Raw genomic sequence first — 25755 nt, forward strand, 5'->3', positions numbered from 1 at the left:
AACATGGAACAAAAAATCAGTATCGCTTTAAAAGAGATCGCTAGAGGCGTTAATGAAATCATTGGATTAGAATATATTGAAAAGCTGGTGAGAAAATATTACGAAACCAATGAACGCTTTATCGTTAAAGCCGGGTTTGATCCTACCGCTCCCGATTTGCATTTAGGGCATACGGTATTGATCCAAAAATTGGCTTTATTGCAGCAATATGGGGCTAGGGTTAAGTTTTTGATTGGGGATTTTACCGCTATGATAGGCGATCCTACAGGGAAAAATGAAACAAGAAAGCCTTTAAACCGGGAGCAAGTCTTAGAAAACGCTAAAACTTATGAAGAGCAAATCTATAAAATTTTAGATCAAAAACACACCGAAGTGTGCTTTAATTCCACTTGGCTTGATGCTTTAGGTGCAAAAGGCATTATAGAATTGTGCGCGAAGTTTTCAGTCGCTAGAATGCTAGAAAGGGACGATTTCACCAAACGCTATAAAGAAAATCGCCCCATTAGCATCGTGGAATTTTTATACCCTTTGTTGCAAGGCTATGATTCAGTAGCGATGGATGCGGATATTGAGCTTGGGGGCAATGATCAAAAGTTTAATTTGCTGGTGGGGCGCTTTTTGCAACGCGCTTATGGCTTGAATAAAGAGCAGTCTATCATTACCATGCCTTTATTAGAGGGGCTTGATGGGGTGCAAAAAATGAGTAAAAGCTTGGGGAATTATGTGGGGATCACTGAAGAGCCTAATGCGATGTTTGGGAAGATCATGAGCGTGAGCGATGATCTCATGTGGCGCTATTACACCCTTTTGAGCGCTAAGACTTTAGAAGAAATTGAAGACTTAAAACATGGTATTTTAAATCAAACCTTGCACCCTAAAGCCGTTAAAGAAGATCTCGCTGGTGAAATCGTGGCTCGTTATTATGATGATGAACAAGCCATCAAGGCTAAAGAGCAATTTTCTAAAGTGTTTAGTGCAAACCTTTTGCCCGAAATTTTATTAGAGAGCGATTTTGATGAGGGGGTTGGGGTTTTAGATGTTCTAAAACAGATTGGCTTTTGCCCATCCACTTCACAAGCCAGGCGTGATATTCAAGGGGGAGGGGTAAAGATTGATCAAGAAGTGGTAAAAGATGAGAATTATCGTTTTGTTAAAGGAAATTATGTTATACAGCTTGGTAAGAAAAGATTTATGAAATTAAATATTAACTAATATTAAGGAAAGAGCTATGGTATCAACACTCAAACCGCTAAAAATCGGTAAGCACACCATAAAATTCCCTATCTTTCAAGGGGGAATGGGTGTGGGGATTAGCTGGGATGAACTAGCTGGAAATGTTGCCAAAGAAGGGGCTTTAGGAGTGATTTCAGCCGTAGGGACTGGTTATTATAAAAACATGCGTTTTGTAGAAAGAATTGTGGCTAAAAAGCCCTTTGAAGCCTTGAATTTTTACTCCAAAAAAGCGTTGAATGAGATTTTTGCAAACGCCAGGAAGATTTGTGGGAACAAGCCTTTAGGAGCGAATATTTTATACGCTATCAATGACTATGGTCGTGTTTTAAGGGACTCTTGTGAAGCAGGAGCAAATATCATTATTACAGGGGCTGGTTTGCCCACCAACATGCCTGAATTCGTTAAGGGTTTTAGCGATGTGGCGCTCATCCCTATTATTTCTTCAGCGAAGGCTTTAAAAATCCTTTGTAGAAGATGGAGCGATCGGTATAAAAGAATCCCGGACGCGTTTATTGTGGAAGGGCCTTTGAGTGGGGGGCATCAGGGCTTTAAATACGAAGATTGTTTCAAAGAAGAATTCCGATTAGAAAACTTAGTGCCTAAAGTCGTGGAAGCTTCTAAAGAATGGGGGGATATCCCTATCATCGCTGCTGGGGGGATTTGGGATAGGAAGGATATAGACACCATGTTAAGTCTTGGAGCGAGCGGGGTGCAAATGGCGACTCGTTTTTTAGGTACGAAAGAATGCGACGCTAAAGTGTATGCCGATCTTTTGCCCACGCTTAACAAAGAAGACATTTTACTCATTAAATCGCCTGTAGGCTATCCGGCTAGGGCTATTAATACTGGGGTGATCAAACGCATTGAAGAGGGTAATGCACCCAAAATCGCATGCGTGAGCAATTGTGTAGCGCCTTGTAACAGGGGTGAAGAGGCTAAAAAGGTGGGCTATTGCATCGCTGATAGCTTGGGGCGCAGTTATTTAGGAAACAGAGAAGAGGGGCTTTATTTTACTGGGGCTAATGGTTATAGAGTGGATAAGATTATCAGCGTGCATGAATTGATTAAAGAGCTTACAGAGGGTTAATTTGTAGTGCTTGTGAGGTTAGGGGTTGTTGCATGTCTTTTTTGGTTGCATTTTGCTTATGCTACAACCCTTAAAATTATCAACATTGTGCCTTTTGGCTCTAGCAGTGTTAAAATCTCGTTCAATCAAGAGGTTAAAAAATTCAAAGAGGTTTCGCTCAAAAATTTTAAGAGTTATTTGGAATTAGAAGCGATCCTAACCATTCCTAAAAAGCACTACCAATTTTCTCAACAATCGTTCATCACGATCGCGCAATTTAGCCCTAAATTAGCGCGAGTGGTCATTAGCTACGCTCCTAAGATGGCTTATGAAGTTAAGTTTCTTAAAAACAAGCTCTATGTTTCTATCGTGGAGAAAAAGCCCTTAGTTAGGCATCAAATGGCACCAAAACCACCCAAACACCATGCGCTGAAACACCAGATTCTAAAACCTGCCCCTAAATTTATTAAAAAAGAGGCTAAAGAGGCTAAAGAGAAAACACCCACTAAGCATGCGCATTCAAAACATGCGCATTCTCAATGGAACGAAAGGAGCGCTAAAAAAGAAATTCCTAAAAAAGAAGCAGAAAATGAGAGTAAGAACCAAGTTTTTATAGCAGAAAAAAAGGATACTTCCATCAAAACCAAGCGCAAAAAACACAAAAAGATCGTTTTAGACGCCGGGCATGGGGGGAAAGATTGCGGGGCGATGAGCGCGAATTTAGTGTGTGAAAAAGACATTGTTTTAGAAGTGGTGAAGTTTTTACATAAAGAGCTTAAAAAAAGAGGTTATAGCGTTTTATTGACAAGGGATAAGGACATTTATATTGATTTAGTGACCCGCACGAAATTAGCCAATAAAAAAAGCGCGGATTTATTCATCTCAGTGCATGCCAATTCCATCCCCAAGCGCTCCACTTCTAACGCTCATGGCATAGAGACTTATTTTTTATCCACCGCAAGGAGCGAAAGGGCTAGAAAAGTGGCTGAGCAAGAAAATAAAGACAATGTGAATTTGATGGATTATTTTTCTAAAAGTTTGTTTTTGAATTCATTAAACACGCAGCGATTGATTGTCTCTAACAAACTGGCGATTGATGTGCAATACGGCATGCTCCAAAGTATCCGCAAAAATTACCCTGATGTGGTGGATGGGGGCGTGAGAGAGGGGCCTTTTTGGGTGTTAGCCGGGGCTTTAATGCCTTCCATTTTAATAGAAATTGGTTATAATTCCCATGCGATAGAATCTAAACGCATCCAAAGCAAACCGTATCAAAAAATCTTGGCTAAGGGCATTGCTGATGGCATTGATAGTTTCTTCAGCAAGAATGATTAGGCAATGATTAGGTTATAGATGAATTTTTATCAAAAAATATACACGCATAAAGTCGTTTTTTCTTCATTGTTTTTTTTGTTGTTTTTGTTCAATGTGGAAACTTTGTTGCTTTCGCATTTCAGCGATGATTTTTCGCAATTGTTTTTTTTGTTTGAAAACCATGTTTATGATCTCATTGTCAAATTAGATTATTTGGGGTTAATGGGCGTTTCTTTAATTTATCTGCGTGTGCTTGTTGTAAAGCCTTTCACTCTCACGCGCCAAAAAGGTGCTTGCGTAGGGATATTATGCCTTTCTTTCTACGCTTGGAATTTTCCTGTTAAAGATTCTTTAATGGCGCTTTATATTTTCTATTTTGTGCTGTTAGCGACTTTATTGTGGCGTTTTTTAGGGGCTAGCATGAGGCAATCTTTCTTGCCCTCTATGAATATTTGCATCGTGTGGGTTTTTGCTTCTTCTTTACAGAGTTTTAGATTTTTAAGCGTGTCTGATTGCGTGGATTTTTCTCTTTTTATACTCGCTCTTATTTTATTGATTTTGGTTTTAATCTACCACAAACGCCTTTTTGGGTTGTATGAATACGCTAACATGCTTATTTTGATCGTGGGGCTTAGCGTGGTGGTGCTATGCTCTGGCATGTTCATTCAAACTAAAGAATACTATGGCATGCGATTGGGTTTTTATTTTTTAGGCTTGTTAGGGTGGCTTTTAGAATATGTGCATAACACTTTAAGGCGCTTGGAACATCAAATTTAAAGCTCTCATCAAGTAAAATCTTAAAGAGGTTTAATGACCTTTTGTTTTTGGCGTTCTTGCTCTAATTTAGCCACTTGAGCAAAGACAATCGCTACGGCTTCAAACAATTCTTCTGGTATAGTAGCGTTTAATTTCACATCTCTATAAAGCTCTCTAGCGAGCGTTTTATTTTCTATAATTTCTATGTCATGCTCTCTAGCGATACCCTTAATCCTAATGGCTAAATAATCCGTGCCTTTAGCCACCACCACCGGCACAGGGTGTTCTTCATCAAATTTGAGAGCGACGGCATAATGGGTAGGGTTAGTGACCACGACATTGGCTTTAGGGATTTCTTGCATCATTTTATTCGTGGCGTTTTTTACCATCATTTGGCGGATTTTGGCTTTGATTTCTGGGTTTCCTTCTTGCTGTTTGTATTCGTCCTTAACTTCTTGTTTAGTCATTTTTAAAGAGTTAGTGTATTGGCGGCGTTTGATCACTAAATCTATAAAAGCCAAGACAAAAAATAAAAATAAAAGCGAAGAAATGAGCAGTAACGCCTTGCTTTTAAACCACAATAACTGGCCTTGCAAATTCAAAAGAGCCGCATGGTTTAATTCCCCTAAAAATAAGGAAAAGATGAAAAACCCTAGAAAAAAAGCTAAAAAAACTTTTAAAGTGATCAAACTCCCATCAAGGAGCTTTTTTAAAGAAAAAAGGTTTTTGACGCCATTGATAGGGTTGATTTTAGAAAATTTAGGTTCAATGACTTTAGGGGCAAAGAGCCAGCCAAATTGCAAGATATTAGATAAAAACGCCACCACCACTAAAATGATTAAAATCGGTAAAAGCAATAAAAAAGTGTCTTTAGCCAATTGGTTAAACAGCTCTTGAACGCTTTCTTTACTAAAATCTAGGGAAAAATCTTTCAATACATGGCGATACATCTCGCTAAAGCCATCCACCCACCATATAAAAAAAACAAAAATACCAAGTAGCCCTGCCAATAACCCTAAAACCCCCACCACTTCCATGCTCTTAGGCACATTGCCTTCTTCTCTGGCTTTTTGGATTTTTTTTGCACTAGGGAGTTCGGTTTTTTCTTCTTCAGCCATTGGCCCTCTTTTTTAAAATTTGAACGGCTAATTCATAGTCTTTTAGGGTGTTCAGGTTTAAAAATTCTTCTTCTTTATCAAAATGGATAGCGGTAGAAGAGGTGTTTTTCACAAGATCGCTAAGGCGGTAATTTTGTGTTTTAAGAGCGTAACTAAGAGCGTTAAGGATATTTTGATGCCATAAAGAAATCAAATAATGTTCTTTTGTAGGGCTTTTAGCATAGACCACGCTAAAATTTTTAATCCCACAAAGAGCCTTGATGCTCTCAAAGGACACTAAAGGCGTATCTATAGGGATAAAAAAAATATAAGGGGTTTGCAGCGTTAAAAAAGCGTTATAAATGCCAAAAAGGGGTGAAAAAAGATCGTTCTCTCTTTCTAAAAGATAGGGAGCGTTTAGTTCATGCGATTTTTTAGCACTGATAATGACTTTTTTGAAAAGTTTTAAAAGGCGTGTGTATTGGTATTCTAAAAGGCTAGCATGCGATATAAAAGGCATGAGAGCTTTATTGATTTGAATGTTATTGATGATAAAACGAGAGCTTTTGCCCCCATCCAGTAAAACGCAAGGAATGTTATCAATGATAGGGTTTTTCAAAAGATTTATCCATGTTTAATGTTGTTAAGTCATTGTTTATTATTTTACACTAAAAGCTTAAATAAAGGGCATAAGGGGTAAAGGGAGTGTTAGTAGATAGTTTTAATAGGGTTATTGACTACCTTACAATAAAGAAGTGGCATTAGTTTTAAGCACTAATGGTTTTTTACTCAAAAAAATGGCTAAGGATTTAAAAAATGTTGGGTTATCGCAAGTGAATGTTTCATTGGATTCTTTAAAAAGCGATAGGGTTTTAAAAATCTCTCAAAAAGATGCTCTTAAAAATACGCTAGAAGGGGTTGAAGAGTCCTTGAAAGCGGGTTTAAAACTCAAATTAAACACGGTTGTGGTAAAAAGCGTTAATGATGATGAAATCTTAGAGCTTTTAGAATATGCAAAAAATCGGCGCATACAAATCCGCTACATTGAATTTATGGAAAATGCACATGCTAAAAGTTTGGTTAAAGGCTTGAAAGAGCTAGAAATTTTAGATTTGATCGCTCAAAAATATCAAATCATTGATATAGGAAAAACCCAAACAAGGGTCTTCTAAAATCTACACGCTAGAAAATGGCTATCAATTTGGCATTATTGCTCCGCATAGCGATGATTTTTGCCAATCTTGCAATCGTATCCGTTTGGCTTCTGATGGCAAGATTTGCCCATGTTTATACTATCAAGACGCCATAGACGCTAAAGAGGCGATCGTAAATAAGGATATAAAAAATATAAAAAGGCTTTTAAAGCAGTCCATCATCAATAAACCAGAAAAAACATGTGGAATGATAAAAACAACGAAACTCCCACAAGGGCGTTTTACTACATAGAGGGTAGGGAAAATATTGATTATTTTAAACCTTTTTATTAAAAATAAGGCGGTTTGTTTAGGATTTTTGGTTATAGTGGCTAGGATTAAACCATAGGGAGTGTTTTCATGGAAAAAATCCTAGCGTTTTTTAGCTTTTTTATTCCTAGTCTTTCGGGGGGGGGGGGGTTACTTATAAGCCTACCCTAAACCTTTTAGAATCCCCCAAATCTCTCGCTTTTGGATTCAAGTCATGAAAAAAGATCGAGAGAACAAATAACAATACAGCAATATCACAGATGTGGCTATCATGGGTTCAACTAGTGAATAGAGCGTGCTTTATGCCAACACCAATAAGGAGCATTTGGCTATTTTGGACGATAAAACTCTCGGACGAACCTTAGAAGGGATCTCAAAGTATAAAGTTAATCCTAAGTATCAATATCAAAATATCAACCAACAGGTGGGCTATTCTGCGGAAATCAAAGAGAAAGCCCATGTTAATGCGAATAATATCCTTATGAAAAATGGGGAGAGAGTGGTGCAATATGATGATCTTTCTATGGATCAAAAGGCTCAGATTAAAAAGCTTTTCCCAAACTATGCCACGCCTAATAAAAACCATGAAATCGTTGATTATGTTACGGTGGATAGAAACGGGAATGTCATTCCTGACACGATCACATAGAGTAAATTTGTGGGTAAAGACGGCACGGAGTGTTTTGAAAAATTCTTATCTAAAGGTTATGAGAAATATCTAAAAAATGACACAAAGATGAATATTCCTAAGGATTATTTTGGGGATTTTCAAAAAAAGCTGATATTGAGATCAAGAAATTAGAGTCTCAAATCGCTAAACAAAAGGGGCTTAGGGATTTTCAAAAAGCCGATAGTTTAGAGAGAAGACTCCAAAAATGCAAAACAATCAAAGCCAATACAAGACCTGCGAGCATCACTAAAGCAGAGGCGATTGATGCTAGGTTGAACCCAAATCTCTCCACTACCAAAGATGTTGCCAACCTTTCCCATCAAGCAGGAATGAACGCTATGCAAACCGGTGCACTTATAGGTGGTGCTGTCTCATGCGTGACGAATATTTATGAATGTATCGCAAATGGCAAGGATCCTAAAAAAGCGTTAAGGCATACTGCTCTTGCTACCATAAAGGGTGGAACGCTTAGCTATGGCAAAGCATTTTTAAGCTCATCTTTTGGAGGTTTGATGCAAAATAGCTTCAATAAATTCATCCAAAGCCTTGGCAAGAGTCAAATACCTGTGGTGATTGTGAGCGCTTTTATGACAAACATCACGATATTAGGCCGCTATTTTTCTGGAAAGATTGATGGAGCGGAGCTTCTTAAACAGCTTGCGAAAGCTAACACCACTCTTATAAGTGGTGGGGCTATGGCGGCTGCTGGTCAAGCGCTCATCCCCATTCCTGTGGTTGGGGCTTTTATTGGGGGTCTTGTGGGTGCAACGCTTAGCGAAGTTTTTTTTCACACCCTTCTAAAGGCTAATGAAGAGGCTAAATTGGTGCGCCAAAGGCGTATTGAGATTGAAAAAGAATGTCGTGAAATCATCAAGCTCTTAGAGGCGTATCAAAATCAATTTAAGGAGGTGTTTGAGCAATATTTTTGTGAAACTACAAAGTTTTTCAATCAGGGTTTTGACGAGTTTGGGAGAGTGCTTTGCACGGAGGATGCGGATTTGGCCATAGGAGTCAGTAACAAGATCCAACAGGGGCTAGGCCAAAAGCCGTTGTTTAATAATAAGCAAGAATGTTGGGAATTGATTATTAGCAATAAAGACATAAGAATGTGAAGGAGGAATCATGGATAAAAATAGATACGGGTATGTGATTATAGCCAATGCTATAAAATCATTGGAAACGGGTGGTCCTTTCGGTCCAATGGATCGCTCAAAATTCGCACAAGCCCGCTAGAGTGCATGGGATTAAAGAGAGCGTTATTGAAGAGATTATTGATATTATTCAGACAATCAGCTTGATCCATCGCTATGAAGATCGGCTTGATGGGAGCGATCTGGCAAGAAATGAGAAAAAAGCCGTGCGCGCTGAACTCCAAAAGAGCATTGATGAAAATCTAGAAGTTTTTAAAAAAATCACAAACATTTAAAGGAGAAGACATGCCATTACCATTTATTTTAGGAGGGCTAGCCCTAGCGGCAGCAGGATACGGAGTCAAAAAAGGGATTGATGCGCTCGATGCCGATTGCGAAGCTGATGAATTTATCAAAAAGGCGGAGAATTTAAAAGAGGAAGCGGCTAAAAAGGCTGAGTCTGCAGAGTCTGATTGCAAGCGCGCTTTTGCAAGGTTTGGCGGGAAAAAGCTCCATGTTTTAAGCCATACGGTTTCGCACTTCTTGAATCATTTCCACCGATTGAAACGCAGTCGTATCATCATTGAAGGTATCAATATGCAAGACATTCAAGGTCAAGTTTCAGACGCGCTAAAAATCACCAATCAATATAGTGAGGTGGATTTTCTTGACGCTTCTGGTGCGGTTATTGGGAGCGCTATAGGAGGAGTGCTTGCAGCTTATGGAGCATACACTGGGGTGGGCTTGCTTGCTAGCACGGCTGGTGGTGTAGCGATCGCTGAGCTTAGCGGTGTTGCAGCGACAAACGCTACCCTTGCTTGGCTTGGTGGTGGGGCGCTTTCTGTGGGTGGCTTTGGTATGGTTGGGGGTATGGCAGTGCTTGGAGAGCTTGTTGCTGGGCCTGCACTCGCTATTTTAGGAGCTGTGAGCGCTTCTAAAATGGAAGAAAAGCTAGAAAATGCCAAGGCTCACTACGCTCAAGTTGAAGCAGCCGTTAAAAAAGCAGATGTGATGGTTGATAATCTTCAAGCCATTAAGAGAATGGTAAGGCTTTTCACCAGACAGATCACAAAATGCGATGCGCTATTTTTCTCGCTTTCTCAAGACGCTATCGCCACGATGAAAGAGCGCAACTACGATGTTTCGTATTATAGTCAAAAAGAAAAAGATCAACTCTGCGTTATCCTTTCAACTCTCATGACTTTGAGTGCTTTTTTGAAAGTCTCTATCATGGGCAAACACCAAAAGCTCCAAGAGAAGGCAAAAAGGGCTTTGGAGATCATGAAAGGGCAGATGGATGCCCTAGAAAGCACACAAAAAAGCGGGCATTATAATGTGGCTGTGATCCAATCCAAGCAAAAAGCTTTGAAAGATTTAAAAGGATAGGGATCGCTTGGGGGCTTGAAAGATAAGGGATAAAAAGATGAAAGGATCAAAAGAAAGGCTTGATCGTTTCCCTTGCACCTCTTGTTGGCTTTGCTGTAAAAATATCACCGGGATTATTGAGCTCATTGAGTTTGATGCGGGCAATGGGGTGTGCAAGTTTTTGGATTCAGAAACCAATCTGTGCAAGATTTATGAATCCCGCCCGTTGATTTGCAGGGTTGATGAAGCACACAAAAAGCTTTATTCTCATATCCAGCTGAAGGAGTTTTATGCTAAAAACGCAGAGGTTTGTAACGCTTTGCAAGAAGCAAATCATATGGATAAGAGCTTTAGGGTTATTCTTAAGAAATAATTTAGAATTTATTGTTCCACAAACACTGCATCAACCAAGTCTTCTATAAAGCGTTCTTCATCAAAAGCGATCAAATCGTCTTCTTTTTCGCCCATTCCTAAATAAAGAATGGGTAATTTCAACTCATACAGCACGCTTAAAATCGCTCCGCCTTTAGAAGTGCCATCAAGCTTAGTCATAATCACGCCGTCTAACGCCAAAGTCTCATGGAAAATCTTGGCTTGAGTGAGCCCAGAACTCCCTTGCGTGCCGTCTAAAATAAGGAATTTATAAAAGGGGGCGTCTTTTAAAACTTTAGAGCAGGTGCGCGCGATTTTAGAAAGCTCGTTTTTAAGGTTGGTCTGGTTGTGTAACCTCCCGGCGGTGTCTATAAAAACTTCATCTATATTTTTAGCGATTGCGCTTTCTATGGTGTTATAAGCTAGAGAGCTTGGATCGCTCCCTTCTTTAGCGCTAATGACTTGAATGTTAAGCTTTTCGCCCCACAATTGGAGCTGTTTGACTGCGGCCGCTCTAAAAGTATCGCCTGCCCCTAAAAGCGCTTTTTTATGCTGTTTTAAAGAGAGTTTGGCTAATTTAGCGATCGTTGTGGTTTTACCCGCCCCATTAACCCCCACGATCAAATGCACTAAGGGTTTTGTGGTGATAGTTTTTAGGCGGGTTTTATCATAATAGCTTTCCCCGCGCACAAAACGCAACAAAGCGACTTCTAATTGCTTGGGCGTAACTAAATCGCCTAAATGCTTTAACAAGCTCTCTATCAAATCGTATTGGATGTCAAAGCCAATCAAAATTTCTTCTAATTCCTCTTTAGGAACGCTTTGGCGCTTTTTTTCTTTAGCCTCTCCACCCTTAATTTTATTGACAATTTTTTTGAAAAAATTAAACATGGTTTTTTAATCCTTTAAATTAGAAATATCAAATTGGAGCATTTCTGCTGGCACGATCCCCTGATACATTTTGATCAATTGGTGTTTGTGGTATAAGAGCATGCTGAAAGAATGGTTTAAAGCGTCATGGTTTAAATGATCAAAAAGAGCGCTATCTTTAGGGTTTAAAATCATAAAATCAGCTTGAGAACGCGAGCTAAAGTCTTTGATTTCATCGCTTGAATAGGGTTTATTGAGTAAAATAAGCACCCTCAAACGATCTTTAAAAGTTTTTTTTAAGATGTTAAAGGTGGGGGCGTAATCTTTTAAAGAATTATCTAAAGCGCTTAAAATCAATAGGGTAGGGGTGTTGGAATTTGGGCTGATATTTAGAGAATCTAAATCGCCCGTAATCGTGTATTCTTGGTTATTTGAATCCATAGCGGTGTAGGTTTTAGGGCTATCTTGTTGGGTGGTATTGTTTTGAGAATCTTGAGATTTTTGAGAATTTTTACAAGCGCTAAAACCCAACAAAACGATAAAAACCAGTGCGATAAAACGCAAAAAATAAGCCTTAATTCTCATTATAAACACATCCTTAAGAATAATAAAATGCTAACTAATAACCTAAAATTATACTATAATGTAAGTCTAAAATTTAAGGATTATAACCATTAAAACGATTTTTAGAGATTTTTGTAAAGAACGCTTGAAAAGGGCTAAACCAACCAAATATAAAGCAGTCAGGGATAAATTGGCTTGCAAGCTTTTATTTTGGAAACTCAAAGATTATCAAAATATTTTATTGTATAGCCCATTAGGGCATGAGCTTGACATTAGGTCTTTGATTTTGAAGTTAAGGCAAGAAAATAAGTGTGTGTGGTTGCCTAAAAGCATCAAAAAAGGCGCTAATTTTTCTAAAGAGGGTTTCACTATCGCACCCTTTAGGTTGCCCTTAAAGCGTTTGGGGTGGTTTGATGAACCGAGTTTGTCGCGCCATTATAAGCGGGAATTAGATTGTATTGTCGTGCCGATTTTAGGAATGGATACAAGCTTTAGGCGCGTGGGTTTTGGGCTAGGCATGTATGATAGGAGTTTGCCAAAATTGCTCAAAAGGCAACTAAAACGCCCCTTAATCGTGTTTGTGAGTAGGGAGTTAGCGGTAGCTAATGGTGTTCTTACAGACGCCTATGACATTGAAGCGGATCTTTATATGAATGCTCGTATCGTTATGAAGAATAACAAAAGGAAACATTATGAGCAGCGGGTTAATTTACATTTCATTAGAAGTCTTGGTAGCGTGTTTGATTACCGCTCTAGTCACATATTATGTGATGAAAAGGATCTATTACGCTAGAGGGCAAGCCGTTTTAAAAAACGCTTCAGCTAAAGCCAAATTGATGGAGTTTCAAGCGAAATCTTTTATAGAAGCTGAAGAGATGCGCATGAAAAGCCAAGAATGCAAATTGCAACAGCAATATGAAAACAAGAACTTGCAACTCCAAATTCATTTTGACAAAAAAGAAGTGCATTTGAAGCATTTAGAAGCGCAGCACAAAGAATTTGTAAGAGATGAAAAACGCTATTTAGAAAAAGAAAAACAAGAGCTTGAAAAAGAACGCCAAATTTTAGAACAAGAGAAGGAAAATTTTGAAAAACAGCGCGCTGTTTGCAAAGAAGCTCAAGCCAAAGCGCTAGATGCGATGCTCAATTACATGGCTTATACCAAAGATGAAATTAAAAGCATGATTTTAGAGCAATTAGAAGAAGAATTAGAAGTGCAAAAAAGCGCGTTAATCAGGCGTTATGAAAAAGAAGCCAAAGAAGAGGGCAAGAAAAAATCGTATGCCATTTTAGCGGAAGCGACAGCCTGTTTTGCGGGTAATTATGCGACAGAGAATTTAACAACTCGTATTGCTTTGCCTTGCTCAGATTATATCGGTCGTGTGATAGGCAAAGACGGGAAAAATATTGAGGCGTTTAAAAAAGTCAGCGGAGTGGATATAGAATTTAGCGAAGATAGCAGCGAATTGTGTTTGTCCAGTTTCAATCTTTATCGGCGTGAAGTAGCGAGCGAGACGCTTAAAATTTTAATAGAAGACGGCCGTATCCAGCCTAATAGGATTGAAGAGGTTTATCATAGAGTCGCGCGCAACATGGAAAAAGAATTGCTTTCTGAAGGGGAGAGCGTGGTGTTAGAATTAGAGCTTGGGGCTATGGAAGATGAACTTAAAATTTTAATAGGCAAAATGCGTTATCGCTCTAGTTTTGGGCAAAACGCCTTACAACATTCTAAAGAAGTCGCTCTTTTAGCCGGCTTGATTGCAGAACAGCTTGGGGGGGATAAAAAGCTCGCCAGAAGAGCCGGTATTTTGCATGATATTGGTAAAGCGCTCACCCAAGAGCTTGGGAGAGACCATGTGAATTTAGGGGTTGAAGTGTGCAAGCGCCATAAAGAAGACCCGGTTGTGATTAATGCGATTTATGCCCACCATGGGCATGAAGAGATCATGAGCGTAGAGTGCGCGAGCGTGTGTGCGGCTGATGCGCTTTCAGCAGGGCGTCCTGGGGCTAGAAGAAAGAGCGATGAAGAATACGCTAAACGCATGCAAACTTTAGAAGAGATCGCGCTAGAATTTGATGGGGTGGAAAAAGCGTATGCGATGGAGAGCGGGCGAGAATTAAGAGTGATAGTCAAATCTAGCCAAGTCAGGGACAATCAAATGCCTATTATTGCCAGAAAGATCGCTAAAAAGATAGAAGAGAGTGCTCAGTATGTGGGCGAAGTGGGCGTGCAAGTGGTGCGAGAAAGCCGTTTCAAAACGACCGCTACGCTCAAGCAATAATCAAGCTTTTTTCCCGCACCTTTTCCAAACGCCTTTAGAAAAAACTTTATAATAGATGAATGAGCGCAAAAAAGTTTCTGATGCGATCACTACAAAAATAAATTCCACCTTAAAATGATAAATTAAAAGCAAGTAAATGGGCATGATCCTTAACCCCCATAAGCTTAGGGTGTTAATATATAGTGAGACTTTAGAAATGCCAGCCCCTCTAAAAACTCCATCTAGCACAAAATACCCAATTAAGGGAGCTTGAGAGAGACCCACAGCGATCAAATAAGATCGCGCCACTTCCAAAACTTCTTCATCTTGAGAAAAAAGGCTCGCAAATTCTTTAGCAAATAAGACTAAAACAATCCCTAAAACCCCCATTAAACCCATAGAGATTTTTAAAATCAAATGCGCGTATTCTGTGGCGATCTTTGGCTTGTTCGCTCCCAAATTTTGCCCTGTTAAAACCATCGCTGCGATCATAAACCCAAATCCGGGCATAAACGAAAAGGTTTCAACTCTAATACCTATTTGCATGCCCGCTAACACTTTATCCCCATAGCTCGCTACAAATTTGGATAAGAGTATTAAAGAAAATAAGCTCAATAAGCGCTCAAACCCGGCCGGCCAACCCACTCTAAACATGGTTTTTAAAAAAGAAAAATTAAAGGTTATTTTGAATTTTAAAGGGATTTTTTTGATTTGTATCCAAACGCCAAGCACGAGTAATTCCCAATAAGAGACAATCACATTCGCTAAAGCAGAGCCTACAATCCCCATTTCTTTAAAACCAAAATCCCCAAAAATCAAGGCTTGATTCAAGAAAATGCATGTAATGACCATGATGATTTTGACAATAAAGGGAGTTAGGGTGTCTGAAAAGCTAGCGAGCGCTGAAACTAAAACATTTTTTAAAAAAATACTCGGTAGCGCGATAACTAAGACTTCTAAATAATCTTGTGTCAATTGGCGCGAAGGATCTTGCAATTGCATCCAATTTAAAAAAGGCTCAATCAAAAAATAAGAAACAAACAGCACACCCAAACAGATCGCAAACGCTCCTATAAAAATACTTGAAAAAGCGTGATTGATTTGAGTAAAATCCCTAGCTCCCACAAGCCTGGAAAGAATGGCATTAGTGCCGGTGTATAAAATCGTATTGATACCATAAAAAAGCATCAAAAATTGCAAACCCACCCCTAGAGCCACAATGTGATGGTGCGAAATCTTGCCTACAAAAAAAACCGAGAGTGCAACCACTAGCACATCTAAAAAGGCATTGACCCCAGAAGGTAAGGCTAAAGAAAAAATTTTCTTAACTTGATAGATTAGCCTAATAGTAACGCTCCAACCACTCCAAAAACAATCAAAGGGAGGTTATAGACTAAAAAAGTCGGCACGCATGTGTCATAGATATGATTGTGTTGGTTGTCTGCGTTAAGCCCGCAAGTGGGTCCCATGGTGCTATCGCTAGCCGGTGAGCCTGCATCGCCTAAAGCTGCGGCTATGCCGATGAGTAAAATCGTAGATTCTGCGCTAAAACCTAATTTCGTGCATAAAGGGACATAAAACACAGCGATGATAGGAATAGTGCCAAAAGAAGTCCCTATCCCCATGGTGATAAAAAGCCCTACAACAAGCATTAAAAAAGCCCCTAAAAGCTTCCCTTGGATTACGCTTGTGATCGCATTCACTAAGCCCTCTATCGCATGCACTTTTTGCAACACTTCTCCAAACCCGCTAGCCACTAACATCACAAAAGCGATAAACGCCATCATTTTCACGCTATCATCCATAAGCGAGTCTGTTTCTTTAAACTTAATGCCACGACCCAGTAAGATGATCGCTAACGCTAAAAAGGCGGCTAAGGGCATAGAATCGGTGGCTAATTGGATCGCAAACGCCACGATAATCCCTATAAAAGTCAAATAGTCATGGTAGTTTAATTGGAGCGAATCGTAACTTTCTATATTAAAAGATTTTTCTTTGTAGTGTCTGGGTTTTTTGTATAGCGTTAATACGGCAACAAGCAGCCCAACAACCATCGCTAACCCTGCTATCCACATCACTCCTGTGATTTGCGCTAGGGTAGCGCTAACGCCATTAGCTTTTAATTGCTCTAAAATGGTGGTTTGAAAAATCAAGCCAAACCCTACAGGAAGCACCAAGTAGGGGGCTTGCAAGCCAAAGGTTAAAGCGCAAGCGACCGCTCTTCTATCCAATTCCAGCCGGTTCATTAAATGCAAAAGAGGGGGGATTAAAATAGGGATAAAAGCGATATGCACCGGCACTAAATTTTGCGAAAAACATGCGATGAAAGCGATCAAAAAGCAAAAAGTGGATCGCTTGTAATTCATTAAGCCTATTAATTTACTCAAAGCGACTTTAATGAGATTGCTTTTAGCGATCGCTACCGCTAAAGCCCCTAAAAGGATGTAGCTTAAAGCGATGTTTAAATTGCCTTTCATGCCATCTATCATTGCATTAAAACTCTCCGTGATCCCAAGCCCTCCCATAAGTCCTGCTATGAGAGTCGCGCTAATCATAGAAAGCATGACATTGAGCCTTAAAAGGCTAAGAACGCACATGCAAATGATAGCCACAAAGGCAGGATTGCTCCATATAGAGCTATTTTCTAGCATTTTTGCTCCTTGTTAAAATAAAAATACCGTGCAAAAATGATAGAATTTTTGCACTTGTTTAGTGCAAAAAACCGCATCTACCATGTTTAATCCTTTCTATAACCTTAATTTCTAATTTTAAATTGACTGATTAAATATAGCGTTTCAACAAATCGTTATAAAAATCAATGCGTCTGTCTCTCAAAAACGGCCACATTCGGCGCACTTCTTCGGTGCGTTCTAAATCAATTTCCGCATACAAAATTTCTTCTTTATCGCTCGCTTTAGCTAAAAATTCGCCCAAAGCCCCCACCACAAAACTAGAGCCAAAAAAAGTAATGCCCCCCTTAATCACGCCGCTGGGATCTAACTCTACGCCCACTCTGTTAGTCGCAATCAAAGGCAAGCCATTAGCGATCGCATGCCCTCTTTGGATAGTCTCCCATGCGTTTTGCTGACGCTTTTTTTCTTCATTAGAGTCTTCTTCTAAAAACCCTATCGCGCTAGGATAGATTAAAATTTCTGCCCCTTTTAAAGCCATAATTCTTGCTGCTTCAGGATACCATTGATCCCAACACACCATAAGCCCTAATTTGCCCACGCTTGTAACAATAGGCTCAAAGCCCAAATCCCCCGGCGTGAAATAAAATTTTTCATAAAACCCTGGGTCATCAGGAATGTGCATTTTGCGATACACTCCAGCGATTGATCCATCTTTTTCAAACACGACAGCACTATTGTGATACAACCCTTTAGTGCGCTTTTCAAATAAAGAAGCAATCAACACCACTTGAAATTTTTGAGCTAAAGCGCTAAAAAAAGCCTTATCTTCTTCAAAATATTCGCCCAAATCAAAAAATTTAGGGTTTTCGCTCTGGCAAAAATAACTATAAGGGTTTAATTCTTGCAACACCACTAAATTGGTTTTAGGGTGTTTTTTTAGCGCTTGTTCAAGCAAGTTCGCTGTATGCTCTATGGTTTTTTTTCTAGAGCCGCAATAGGCATGCTGGAGGACGCTCGTGCAAATCATTTTTCACTCTTCTTCATAATCAGAGTTAAAGTCTTCATAATCGTCATCATCATAGACATTCTTATAATCCCCATACTCTTCATATTCTTCTTCAAAGCCCTCTAATTCTTCTTCTCCAAAATCTTCCAATTCGTCTTCGTAATCTTTCATTCCACTTCCTTTTATTGTTGGTAATACCTTATTTGATAATGTCTTGCACGACTTCACTCGCTATTTGCAAACCAAAACTCGCCGTAACCGCATTAAAACTCCCAAGCTCTATGCAATGCGGAACTTCAGGGCTAAAAACCACTTTAAAATCCCCTTTAAAACGGCGTTTTTTTAAAAAATCCCTAAATTTACGCCCGAATTTATCGCCATAGCTTTCCCAAACGCTCCCCACTTGGATGTGTTTAGGGTTCAAGCGTTTCGCACTCCCCATAGAGCTGATGAATTTCCCATAAGCGAAATTTTGACACTTTATCGCTAAGCTCGTTTTAATAGGCAAATCGTCCATGCAATCTAAAATGTAATCATAATCTCTAAAATTAAATGAATTTAAAAACGCTTCATCTACATGCAAATTCAAAGCTTGAATGCCCTTATAGAGATCTTGCAACACCAACACTTTAGATTCTCCTATCCTTTCTGATCCGATTTGGCGGTTTTGATTGGTAACATCAAACACATCTTTATCAATGATAGTGATTTGCCCTATCCCTACACGATACAAAGCGTCTAGCGCAAAGCCCCCAACACCACCAACGCCACAGATTAAAACCCTTTGTCGGCCGATTTTTTTAAAATCGTTTTTAAACAACCACCTTATGCGCGTGAATCTATCTATGGGTTCAGACAACCTTTAGCCTTCAATAAAAATAGTGCTTTTATTGTATCGTAGTTTAAAAAATCTTAAGACAAAAATTTTTGAATCTTCTTAGCCTTATGCATTTGCGATTGCAGTTCTTCTTTTTCTTTTTCTAATAATTCAATGCTTTGGGCGATCATTTCCTTAAGGCTTAAAAGCGTGTCTAAATCCAGGCTTTTTATTTGCTCTAAAGAAAGGCACTCTATCAATGAAAAGGCCTGCTTAGAATCTTTTTTAATGAGAGCGATTTTAAAGGAATCTAATAACATGTTAGGTGAGTTCATCCGAATGGATTTCCCTCCATGCTTCTAACAACCCCCTAGCCACATTCAACACCAAATCAATCTTACTCGCATCATTTTCCACATTGGCCTGCGTTAAAACTTTGATTTGATGGGTGTATAAGCCGGTAAGATACACCGCCACTTCCCCCCCTTTTTCATAATCTAAAATATTCAACAATTCCGTGAAAATATCCGTAACCCTGTTAATATAATAAATCTTTTTTTCAATGTCTTCATTTTCAATACAGCGTTTGGCTTGTGAAGAAAATCTTAAAATCCCTTCATAAAGCATTTCAATGAGTTTTGCCGGGGATTCCACACTCACTCGGTTATGCTGGTAGACTTGATAAGCGTTAGCGTATTGCATAATATTCCTTTAACCTTTAAAATTGATAACTTTCTGTTTTTTTAATTCTTTTTAGCCGCCGCTTGATCGATCATCATTTGCACGGAATTGAATTTTTGATTGGCTTTAGAAATTTGGCTATCATAAGCCGCAAAGCGTTCCGCCATGATGTTGTAGCGGGTTTTTAAAAGCTCTTGAGCGTTTTCTTTGTCTTTGGTTAGGCTTTTAGCGTCTCTGTCTAGGGAATCTTCATAAATCTTTAATTTAGCGTTCCCTCCATCTATGAGATTAGCGATGACTTGATTGAATTTAGAAAAAATACCCTCTTGGTGGATTTCTCTACCCCCCATATCCTTGCTATCGCTCCCATAGAAAAAATCTTGAGTCGCTTTAGGATTAGAATTTAGCGCGCTACTCAATTTAGCCTCATTTAAACTCATCACGCCTTTATCGTCTAAGCTAAGCCCGTATTTCATCAAGCTTTCTACCCCATTATCCGTATGCACGCTATAAGAAAACACATTATTAAGAGAAGATCGAATCGCGCGAATATCGCCCACGCCGTTAAAAATCCCAGCGATTTTAGTGTCAGCGTCATAACGGGTGTCTTCGTCTAGTTTAGGGATAAGCTCATTATAGGCTTTGACAAATTCAGTAAGGCTGTCTATAACGGCTTGATTGTCTCTGCTCACGCTGATAATGGCAGGTTTATTAGGCTCTGTGGTTTGCTCTAAAGTGATATTAACCCCGCTAATCACATCATTGACCTCATTAGTGGGGCGTGTGATGCTCACTCCATTATAAGTGAATTGCGAATCGCTCGCTTTTTGTAAATTTTTAGACATAAAAAGCGTGTCTTGTGAAGCTTCATAAGATTGCACCATGCCAGCACTCAAACCCAAATCCTTCAAACTAGCCTTGCCTAAAGCGTCCTCGCCCTTAATCGTTAGCATCCCGGTTTTAGAATTGATCACAAGCTTGCCTTCGGCGTTCTTAAACGCATTCAAGCCTTCTTTAGCGTTAATCGCTTGAACGATAGCGTCTGTGTTTTCTTCGCTTGTGTTGCTCTCTTTGGTTAAAGCGTTCAAATCCAGTTTTTGGCCATTCAAGCTAACCACCCCTTCTAATTTACCCTCTTTTATTGTGCGAGAGCTTTTTAATAAATCGCTTTCTTGGGTGGTGGTTTGCAAAAACCCAAGCTCTTTAGCCTTACTCCCTTTAACTTCAATGTTTCCCCCACGCCTGTCATTAATGATTAAAGAATCCCCTCCATGAAGAGTGTCTATAGAAATATCCCCATTAGCGATCAAATCTTTAAAATTAGGGTCATTTTCTAAAGCCTGCTCTATCGCTTTTTGGATCGCTGTGTTTTTTTGTTTGATAGAAGCGCTTTCAGGGAGTTCTAGCATAATGGGGACTTCATGCATGCTCCCATCAGCCCCCTTTAAATTCAAACTCACTTCACTTTTTCCGCTCCCATCAACCCCCAAAGAAAGGGCGTTTTTGTTAGTGAGCGTGGATTGGAGGTGTGATCCAAAATAGATGCGGTTGTCTTCACCGGTGTTTTTGGTATTCACCATTAATTGGTAGGGGTCATTCCCTCCTGTTTTCATCACAATGCCCATCACTTCGCCATTGGTAGCGTCCGTGATGCTTTGAGCCACATCGCCTAAAGTCATTCCTGCTTTAATATTAACGGCGTAATCCTTGTTTTGCGTGTAAAACTTGAGCGTGGTATCCACTTGGCTAAAAATATCGTCTCTTGAAGAAAATTTCGCCCCCAATTCGTTAATGTCGCCTTGCGCTAAATTTTGCACATCCACTTTAATATCTTGAATAGGCACGCCAGCCCCCACGCTCGCGCTCAACGCATCGCCTGTAACATTGCTTTTCCTGCTGATATAAGTGGAATAATCTGAAAGCGTTTTAACCGGGCCTTTTAGAGAGGAAAGGAGCGTTTTAATTTCTACAAGGGCTTTTTGTTTTTCAACATTTTGTTCCATTTTCTTGTCTAAAGGGGCGATTAACGCTTTTTCATCGGCATCCTTAAGCTTGTCAATCACATCGTAATTCAAAACCTTACTGCCAAGCCCTAATGAGCTTAATGAACCTATTGCCATGTTTTACCTCTAAACTTTCAAAACTTTTGATTAGCCTTTTTTATCAAAGATAATGCCTATCACATCGCGCATTCTTTGCATAAGCTCCACGGCTTCTTTAGAGGGTATTTCTCTTAGCACCTTATCCCCATTAGCGTCTTTAACTGAAACCACTAACCCTTTGATCGTATCGTTATAACTAAAATTAATATCCGTGCCAATACGCTTCATTTCTTCATTCAGACGCTCGCTCAATAATTCTAGCTTGGGTTTGTATTGATCAGGGTCTATCGTTGTTTTAGATTCATCAATAGTGTTTATAGTATTTGTGCGACTGATCTCTTTTGTAGGGGTTGTTTGAACGCTTGTGTGAGATGTGGGAATCCCAATCCCTTGAACTTCATTGACCATAAAAACCTCCAAATTTTTCCATGCCTACAAGTATAATTATTTATTTTGTTTGCATAAACTCTTTAGCCAATATCGGCAATAAAAATGATTTGTTAAATCTTAATTGCGCACGATGAGTTCTAAGGGGTTAATGTGTTTTTCTTTCATGGTCACTTCAAAGCCCAAGCGTTGATCAATGCGCCCTAAAACATAGCCTTTTTGGATCCGCATGCCGCTTTTAATGGTGGGGGCGATTTTATCCAATTGAGAATAAATCGTGCGGATGCCATTTTTATGCTCAATGATAACGACTTTTTTAAGCATGTTGATTTCTTTAGCGAACACGATTTTCCCGTCTAAAACATTACGCACCAAAGCGTTTGGGGTTTTTGACACTAGTGTAATAGACTCGCTAAAAATTTTTAAATTATAAACCGGATCAATATAAGGGCCAAATTTTTGCACCACTTCATAATCGTTCAAAGGGGCGATCGTTTTTGGTCCGTTATAGCTCGTGGTGTTGATATTTTGATAAGAGCTCGCTACTTGTTTGACTTCTAAGGCTTGAGAAGATTTTTTCAAACTGACTTTTTCTTCATTTTCTCTATTTTGTTTGATGATATTTAAGCGTTTTAAAAGAGCGTTTAAATTCTGGCGTTCTTTTTCTAAAAGGGTTAATCGTTGGTTATAGATCGCATAATCTTTTTGCATGCTCAAAATGAGCTTATCTTGTTCGGTTTGCAAGGATTTTAAGGTTGCTTCACGAGTTTTTTGCTCATCTATGACAGATGAGATTTTTTGAATGCTGCTTCTAACTTTTAAAGCTTGCGCGTTGAGATCCTTTTCTTCTTGGCTCAATTGCGACATTTTAGACAGAGTGCTTTGGTGCAAGTTTTCAAACGCTACTTGTAAAATAACATCATTAGAAGAGGCTAAATTCTGCCCCTTTAGGGCTTGTGAAAAAAGGAAATCCTGTAAAAGCGTATCAAACACCCTCTTTTGTAAAAATGATCGCTGTTTTTGCAAATGATCTAAAGACTTGCGGTAGTTGGTTAGGACTTTTTCTTGCGCCAAACTTTCGTTACGATTTTTTTCAAGACTCTTTTTTAAGGCGGCCATTTGGCGCTCAATCTCAGCTTTTTGAAGCTCTTTAGAGCGGATCGCTTCGCCTAAAGAACTCAAACGGCTGTTCAATTGGTTTTTTTCTTCATGGGTTTTTTTCAAAAGGGTTTCTTTATGTTGAATATCTTTAGCAATATCGCTCACTTTTTGCGTGTTAGCTGATAGTAAGGCGGCTAATAAAAACACCCCTAATTTATGCATGTCTAGTCCTCCAAGCTACAAGTAAAACAGAAACACATGAGACTACAAGGCTAAAAAGCAGTCCCCATAAAAAATGGTTTAAAACAAACGCGCCTCCTATAATACCCAAAGTATCCATCGTTTTTTCAAAACCTTTTTGCGAAGTGATATAGAGCATGAGCATGGGGGCTAAAAAACTAGCGATTAAAGAATCCACTAAAGCTATTTTATACAAAAACCCATTTTTAAAAGACACCGAAGCCCCTAATAAATCCATGATCTCTAACCTCTCATGGTATTGATAGATCCAGATGCGGACTTGCTTAAACATCAATAAAACCGATAAGACAAAGACCACTAATGCAAAGATATAAATCGTGGCTTTAATAAAACTCAAGAGATCATACACTTGCATGTAAGTTTTGGCAAAGACTTCAACTTTTTGAACGCCAGGGATTTTGAGCAATTTTTCTTTAATGTTTTCTAAACGCTCTTGAGTAGGGAATGTAGAAAGTTGTAAAGAATAAAAAAAGGGTAAATTTTTTCTTAATTCCTTAAGCCCATCTGTGCCTAAAGTTTTTTGAAGAGGTCCTAAAGAATAATTAGGATCAATTTCTTTTAACGCCATGATTTCACTAAAATTTTGACGCAACAATTCCAATCCTAATTTTTGTGCACTAGCCAACACAACCGAATAATCTTCAATCAATTTTTTTTCTTTCTGTTCTATCGCTTGATTGATAAACAACACGCACTCCAAGCTAAACAATAACGCTACTAGGGGAATGATAAAGGCTAAATGCTTTTTAAGAGTATTCATAAACTTCCCCATCTTCTATATAAAATTTTCGGTGATAAGTGCTAAAATTTTTAGGGAATTTGTGCGTAACCACCACGATCGTAGCGTTTAATTGCGTGTTCATACCCCTTAACAAGCTCCAGATTTTATCGCTAGAATAATCGTCTAAATTCCCGGTAGGCTCATCGGCTAAAATGAGTTCAGGGCAGTTCGCCATAGCCCTAGCCATAGCCACTCGCTGTTGTTCGCCTCCGCTGAGTTCTTTGGGGTAGCGGTTAGCCTTATGGCGTAAATCAATATGCCCTAAAAGTTTTTCTAGCTGCAAATGGCATTCTTCTTTTTTGATTCCACAAATCACCATCGGTAGTTTGATGTTTTGCTCAATCGTGTAATCTTGGATCAATTTATAATCTTGGAAAACCACGCCAATGTTTTTGCGCAAATCTAAAATCGTTGATTTTGAAGCGTTATTCATGTTGATATTGCAAACTTCTAATTTACCGCTAAAAAGTTTTAAATCCCCATAGAACGAACGCAAAAGCGTGCTTTTACCGCTCCCGCTAGGCCCTGAAATGAACACAAAATCCTTCCGCTTGATGCGTAAATTAGCATGCTTAATGACCGGTTCGTTTTGCTGGTATTGCAAGCACAGATTATTCGCTGCGATGATCACACTCATCAAATTCCCTTTTGGCTTAGGATATTTTGAAGCAAAAGATGCGCTTTGTGGTTGTTTAAGGTTTTTAAGGGGCTTTTATTGAGATAAAAAATCTGATTTTTTGTTAATAAAACAAACAAACGCACAGGCCAATCAAAATCCCCCATACTCAATTCCACTAAAAAATCCCCCTTATTCTCATAAATATTACAAACATGCACAAAATACCCCTCTTGGATGATTTTTGGGGTTTTTAAAATCGTTCCAACGCTCTTTTCACTGATTGTTATTGTATTAAAAGAAAAATCAAATGCATGGTTATCAAAAGGGGTTTCATCCAATTCTAAAGAATAAATTCTTAAATCATAAATATCTTTTTTGAGTTTATTCCAACGCGCTTCATACTTGCTGACAACCGGTATTTGAGCGTTTTTTTTGATTTCTATCTCGCATTTAAAGTTTTTTAGGGCTAATTTTAAGCTGTCTTCAAAATAAAGGCTATCATCGGTTCGTAATTCCAAAAACCCTTTAGGCTTTAAAACCCTTAAAGCTTCGTTTAAAAACTTTTCGCTTAGCACCCGACGGTGTTTTTTTCCATTCCATGGCACAGGGAAATGCACAAAAATTTTCTCGCACTTGTGATTTGGCATGCTCTCTAAAACCAAACGGCCATCGCCTTGCAAGATGCGCAGATTTTTTAAATCCAACAACTCAATTTGCTTTAACGCTTGCGCGATAGACGGGGTGTGAATCTCTATCCCTAAGCATGTTTTAGTGGGGTTGTTTTTGGCTAATTCTATCAAATGCCTACCACTCCCAAAACCAATTTCGGCTAAAATAGGGGTCTGATTTTTTTGGATAAAGTCTTCAAAAGCTTCTAAATCAAGGGCTTTTTTTCCGCTCGCATGTTTAGAATTTTCTTGCAAATTATGCAAAATGACTTCAAAAGATTGCGAATAAATCCTTAAAGCTTGTTTTAAAATCTCTCTTTTTAAGGGCGTTGCCTTTTCGCTTTTGATTAAAAAATCATTCGCTCGCCTGATTTTTTGCAATAAAAAAACGTGATCCTTAAAACTCGCATACACACAGCTTTTAGTGGGGTGTTTTAAGCTTAAAAATTCCCTATGAAAACAAAAATCCCCCTCAATTAAGGGGTATTCTAAAGGTTTAAAATCCAGCTTGGCTAAAAAATGGGGCATTAAAACCCTT

25 protein-coding genes and 3 pseudogenes are annotated in these 25755 nt (G+C 38.9%); 11 read left to right on the forward strand and 17 right to left on the reverse strand.

Annotated features, from left to right (window positions below; all coding sequences use genetic code 11):
• The first annotated feature begins 3 nt into the window (after nucleotides 1–3).
• The 4 genes from tyrS to AA974_RS02685 are packed head-to-tail and all read left to right on the forward strand — an operon-like array spanning nucleotide 4 to nucleotide 4390.
• Nucleotides 4–1212 (forward strand): tyrosine--tRNA ligase, encoded by a 1209-nt coding sequence (gene tyrS, locus AA974_RS02670; RefSeq protein ID WP_064433311.1) that lies wholly within the window; start codon nucleotides 4–6, stop codon nucleotides 1210–1212.
• 16 nt (nucleotides 1213–1228) lie between these two features.
• The gene (fabX, locus tag AA974_RS02675; protein ID WP_064433312.1) at nucleotides 1229–2320 is read left to right on the forward strand and encodes a decanoate oxidase/trans-2-decenoyl-[acyl-carrier protein] isomerase FabX; all 1092 of its coding nucleotides are present in this window, start codon (nucleotides 1229–1231) and stop codon (nucleotides 2318–2320) included.
• 6 nt (nucleotides 2321–2326) lie between these two features.
• Nucleotides 2327–3634, forward strand: a complete 1308-nt coding sequence (locus AA974_RS02680; RefSeq protein WP_064433313.1) for an N-acetylmuramoyl-L-alanine amidase family protein — start codon at nucleotides 2327–2329, stop codon at nucleotides 3632–3634.
• An 18-nt stretch (nucleotides 3635–3652) separates the two neighbouring features.
• Nucleotides 3653–4390, forward strand: a complete 738-nt coding sequence (locus tag AA974_RS02685) for a hypothetical protein (protein ID WP_064433314.1) — start codon at nucleotides 3653–3655, stop codon at nucleotides 4388–4390.
• 20 nt (nucleotides 4391–4410) lie between these two features.
• On the opposite strand, the gene flhB is transcribed toward AA974_RS02685, so the two are convergent.
• Together flhB and mobA are read right to left on the reverse strand one after the other, a co-directional pair.
• The gene (flhB, locus tag AA974_RS02690; RefSeq protein ID WP_064433315.1) at nucleotides 4411–5487 is read right to left on the reverse strand and encodes a flagellar biosynthesis protein FlhB; all 1077 of its coding nucleotides are present in this window, start codon (nucleotides 5485–5487) and stop codon (nucleotides 4411–4413) included.
• Nucleotides 5480–6085: a molybdenum cofactor guanylyltransferase MobA gene (mobA, locus tag AA974_RS02695; protein ID WP_064433316.1), complete on the reverse strand. Its 606-nt coding sequence runs from the start codon at nucleotides 6083–6085 to the stop codon at nucleotides 5480–5482. Before mobA ends, flhB begins: the two co-directional genes overlap by 8 nt.
• A gap of 124 nt (nucleotides 6086–6209) precedes the next feature.
• On the opposite strand from mobA, the pseudogene AA974_RS02700 reads away from it, so the two are divergent.
• The 5 genes and pseudogenes from AA974_RS02700 to AA974_RS02720 all read left to right on the forward strand — a co-directional run.
• Nucleotides 6210–6953: pseudogene (locus tag AA974_RS02700) on the forward strand (radical SAM protein); the annotation flags it as partial.
• Nucleotides 6954–7200: 247 nt separating this feature from the next.
• Nucleotides 7201–8711 (forward strand): annotated as a pseudogene (locus tag AA974_RS02705) (hypothetical protein).
• 10 nt (nucleotides 8712–8721) lie between these two features.
• A pseudogene (locus tag AA974_RS02710) lies at nucleotides 8722–9025 on the forward strand (hypothetical protein).
• A 10-nt stretch (nucleotides 9026–9035) separates the two neighbouring features.
• Nucleotides 9036–10115, forward strand: a complete 1080-nt coding sequence (locus tag AA974_RS02715) for a hypothetical protein (protein ID WP_064433317.1) — start codon at nucleotides 9036–9038, stop codon at nucleotides 10113–10115.
• Between the two features lie 37 nt (nucleotides 10116–10152).
• Nucleotides 10153–10467 (forward strand): YkgJ family cysteine cluster protein, encoded by a 315-nt coding sequence (locus AA974_RS02720; RefSeq protein ID WP_064433318.1) that lies wholly within the window; start codon nucleotides 10153–10155, stop codon nucleotides 10465–10467.
• Between the two features lie 8 nt (nucleotides 10468–10475).
• Here AA974_RS02720 and ftsY read toward each other — a convergent pair whose 3' ends face one another.
• Both ftsY and AA974_RS02730 read right to left on the reverse strand, forming a co-directional pair.
• Entirely contained in the window at nucleotides 10476–11357 is an 882-nt protein-coding gene (gene ftsY, locus AA974_RS02725; protein WP_064433319.1) for a signal recognition particle-docking protein FtsY, read from the reverse strand.
• A 6-nt stretch (nucleotides 11358–11363) separates the two neighbouring features.
• Nucleotides 11364–11921, reverse strand: coding sequence for a hypothetical protein (locus AA974_RS02730; RefSeq protein ID WP_064433320.1), 558 nt, complete (start codon nucleotides 11919–11921; stop codon nucleotides 11364–11366).
• A 124-nt stretch (nucleotides 11922–12045) separates the two neighbouring features.
• On the opposite strand from AA974_RS02730, the gene AA974_RS02735 reads away from it, so the two are divergent.
• The gene (locus AA974_RS02735) at nucleotides 12046–12693 is read left to right on the forward strand and encodes a 5-formyltetrahydrofolate cyclo-ligase (RefSeq protein WP_064433321.1); all 648 of its coding nucleotides are present in this window, start codon (nucleotides 12046–12048) and stop codon (nucleotides 12691–12693) included.
• Complete coding sequence (rny, locus tag AA974_RS02740; RefSeq protein WP_064433322.1) at nucleotides 12671–14182, forward strand: ribonuclease Y; 1512 nt, start codon at nucleotides 12671–12673, stop codon at nucleotides 14180–14182. Before AA974_RS02735 ends, rny begins: the two co-directional genes overlap by 23 nt.
• Here rny and AA974_RS02745 read toward each other — a convergent pair whose 3' ends face one another.
• From AA974_RS02745 to trmB, 13 genes are all read right to left on the reverse strand, one after another.
• Nucleotides 14183–15499: an MATE family efflux transporter gene (locus AA974_RS02745; RefSeq protein ID WP_268864600.1), complete on the reverse strand. Its 1317-nt coding sequence runs from the start codon at nucleotides 15497–15499 to the stop codon at nucleotides 14183–14185.
• A complete protein-coding gene (locus tag AA974_RS02750; protein WP_064433324.1) occupies nucleotides 15499–16812 on the reverse strand; it encodes a Na+/H+ antiporter family protein in 1314 nt (437 codons plus the stop codon). The genes AA974_RS02745 and AA974_RS02750 overlap by 1 nt, the downstream gene beginning before the upstream one ends.
• Before the next feature lie 130 nt (nucleotides 16813–16942).
• Nucleotides 16943–17821 carry a carbon-nitrogen hydrolase gene (locus AA974_RS02755; RefSeq protein ID WP_064433325.1) on the reverse strand — a complete coding sequence of 293 codons (879 nt, stop codon included), beginning with the start codon at nucleotides 17819–17821 and terminating at the stop codon, nucleotides 16943–16945.
• A gap of 3 nt (nucleotides 17822–17824) precedes the next feature.
• Entirely contained in the window at nucleotides 17825–17971 is a 147-nt protein-coding gene (locus AA974_RS02760) for a hypothetical protein (RefSeq protein ID WP_064433326.1), read from the reverse strand.
• Between the two features lie 28 nt (nucleotides 17972–17999).
• Nucleotides 18000–18659 (reverse strand): tRNA threonylcarbamoyladenosine dehydratase, encoded by a 660-nt coding sequence (locus AA974_RS02765; protein WP_196207232.1) that lies wholly within the window; start codon nucleotides 18657–18659, stop codon nucleotides 18000–18002.
• 53 nt (nucleotides 18660–18712) lie between these two features.
• A complete protein-coding gene (locus tag AA974_RS02770; protein ID WP_001087930.1) occupies nucleotides 18713–18952 on the reverse strand; it encodes a hypothetical protein in 240 nt (79 codons plus the stop codon).
• The gene (gene fliS, locus AA974_RS02775; RefSeq protein WP_064433327.1) at nucleotides 18939–19319 is read right to left on the reverse strand and encodes a flagellar export chaperone FliS; all 381 of its coding nucleotides are present in this window, start codon (nucleotides 19317–19319) and stop codon (nucleotides 18939–18941) included. The genes AA974_RS02770 and fliS overlap by 14 nt, the downstream gene beginning before the upstream one ends.
• A gap of 41 nt (nucleotides 19320–19360) precedes the next feature.
• Nucleotides 19361–21418 carry a flagellar filament capping protein FliD gene (gene fliD / locus AA974_RS02780; RefSeq protein WP_064433328.1) on the reverse strand — a complete coding sequence of 686 codons (2058 nt, stop codon included), beginning with the start codon at nucleotides 21416–21418 and terminating at the stop codon, nucleotides 19361–19363.
• A 30-nt stretch (nucleotides 21419–21448) separates the two neighbouring features.
• Nucleotides 21449–21808, reverse strand: a complete 360-nt coding sequence (locus tag AA974_RS02785) for a FlaG family protein (RefSeq protein ID WP_064434048.1) — start codon at nucleotides 21806–21808, stop codon at nucleotides 21449–21451.
• A 99-nt stretch (nucleotides 21809–21907) separates the two neighbouring features.
• Nucleotides 21908–23110: a murein hydrolase activator EnvC family protein gene (locus AA974_RS02790; RefSeq protein ID WP_064433329.1), complete on the reverse strand. Its 1203-nt coding sequence runs from the start codon at nucleotides 23108–23110 to the stop codon at nucleotides 21908–21910.
• Nucleotides 23103–23909 (reverse strand): FtsX-like permease family protein, encoded by an 807-nt coding sequence (locus tag AA974_RS02795; protein ID WP_064433330.1) that lies wholly within the window; start codon nucleotides 23907–23909, stop codon nucleotides 23103–23105. Before AA974_RS02795 ends, AA974_RS02790 begins: the two co-directional genes overlap by 8 nt.
• Nucleotides 23896–24567, reverse strand: a complete 672-nt coding sequence (locus AA974_RS02800; protein WP_024113484.1) for an ABC transporter ATP-binding protein — start codon at nucleotides 24565–24567, stop codon at nucleotides 23896–23898. Before AA974_RS02800 ends, AA974_RS02795 begins: the two co-directional genes overlap by 14 nt.
• On the reverse strand, nucleotides 24567–25745 hold the full coding sequence (trmB, locus tag AA974_RS02805; protein WP_064433331.1) for a tRNA (guanosine(46)-N7)-methyltransferase TrmB: 1179 nt from the start codon (nucleotides 25743–25745) through the stop codon (nucleotides 24567–24569). Before trmB ends, AA974_RS02800 begins: the two co-directional genes overlap by 1 nt.
• Nucleotides 25746–25755 lie beyond the last annotated feature (10 nt).

Origin of the sequence: Helicobacter pylori, from assembly GCF_001653475.1 — a bacterium.
Taxonomy (GTDB): domain Bacteria; phylum Campylobacterota; class Campylobacteria; order Campylobacterales; family Helicobacteraceae; genus Helicobacter; species Helicobacter pylori_CM.

Coding starts and splice junctions, on each gene's coding strand:
- tyrS (WP_064433311.1), top strand. CDS start 4: ATGGAACAAAAAATCAGTATCGCTTTAAAAGAGATCGCTAGAGGCGTT.
- fabX (WP_064433312.1), top strand. CDS start 1,229: ATGGTATCAACACTCAAACCGCTAAAAATCGGTAAGCACACCATAAAA.
- AA974_RS02685 (WP_064433314.1), top strand. CDS start 3,653: ATGAATTTTTATCAAAAAATATACACGCATAAAGTCGTTTTTTCTTCA.
- flhB (WP_064433315.1), bottom strand. CDS start 5,487: ATGGCTGAAGAAGAAAAAACCGAACTCCCTAGTGCAAAAAAAATCCAA.
- AA974_RS02715 (WP_064433317.1), top strand. CDS start 9,036: ATGCCATTACCATTTATTTTAGGAGGGCTAGCCCTAGCGGCAGCAGGA.
- AA974_RS02720 (WP_064433318.1), top strand. CDS start 10,153: ATGAAAGGATCAAAAGAAAGGCTTGATCGTTTCCCTTGCACCTCTTGT.
- ftsY (WP_064433319.1), bottom strand. CDS start 11,357: ATGTTTAATTTTTTCAAAAAAATTGTCAATAAAATTAAGGGTGGAGAG.
- AA974_RS02730 (WP_064433320.1), bottom strand. CDS start 11,921: ATGAGAATTAAGGCTTATTTTTTGCGTTTTATCGCACTGGTTTTTATC.
- rny (WP_064433322.1), top strand. CDS start 12,671: ATGAAAAGGATCTATTACGCTAGAGGGCAAGCCGTTTTAAAAAACGCT.
- AA974_RS02750 (WP_064433324.1), bottom strand. CDS start 16,812: ATGCTAGAAAATAGCTCTATATGGAGCAATCCTGCCTTTGTGGCTATC.
- AA974_RS02755 (WP_064433325.1), bottom strand. CDS start 17,821: ATGATTTGCACGAGCGTCCTCCAGCATGCCTATTGCGGCTCTAGAAAA.
- AA974_RS02760 (WP_064433326.1), bottom strand. CDS start 17,971: ATGAAAGATTACGAAGACGAATTGGAAGATTTTGGAGAAGAAGAATTA.
- AA974_RS02770 (WP_001087930.1), bottom strand. CDS start 18,952: ATGAACTCACCTAACATGTTATTAGATTCCTTTAAAATCGCTCTCATT.
- fliS (WP_064433327.1), bottom strand. CDS start 19,319: ATGCAATACGCTAACGCTTATCAAGTCTACCAGCATAACCGAGTGAGT.
- fliD (WP_064433328.1), bottom strand. CDS start 21,418: ATGGCAATAGGTTCATTAAGCTCATTAGGGCTTGGCAGTAAGGTTTTG.
- AA974_RS02785 (WP_064434048.1), bottom strand. CDS start 21,808: ATGGTCAATGAAGTTCAAGGGATTGGGATTCCCACATCTCACACAAGC.
- AA974_RS02790 (WP_064433329.1), bottom strand. CDS start 23,110: ATGCATAAATTAGGGGTGTTTTTATTAGCCGCCTTACTATCAGCTAAC.
- AA974_RS02795 (WP_064433330.1), bottom strand. CDS start 23,909: ATGAATACTCTTAAAAAGCATTTAGCCTTTATCATTCCCCTAGTAGCG.
- AA974_RS02800 (WP_024113484.1), bottom strand. CDS start 24,567: ATGAGTGTGATCATCGCAGCGAATAATCTGTGCTTGCAATACCAGCAA.
- trmB (WP_064433331.1), bottom strand. CDS start 25,745: ATGCCCCATTTTTTAGCCAAGCTGGATTTTAAACCTTTAGAATACCCC.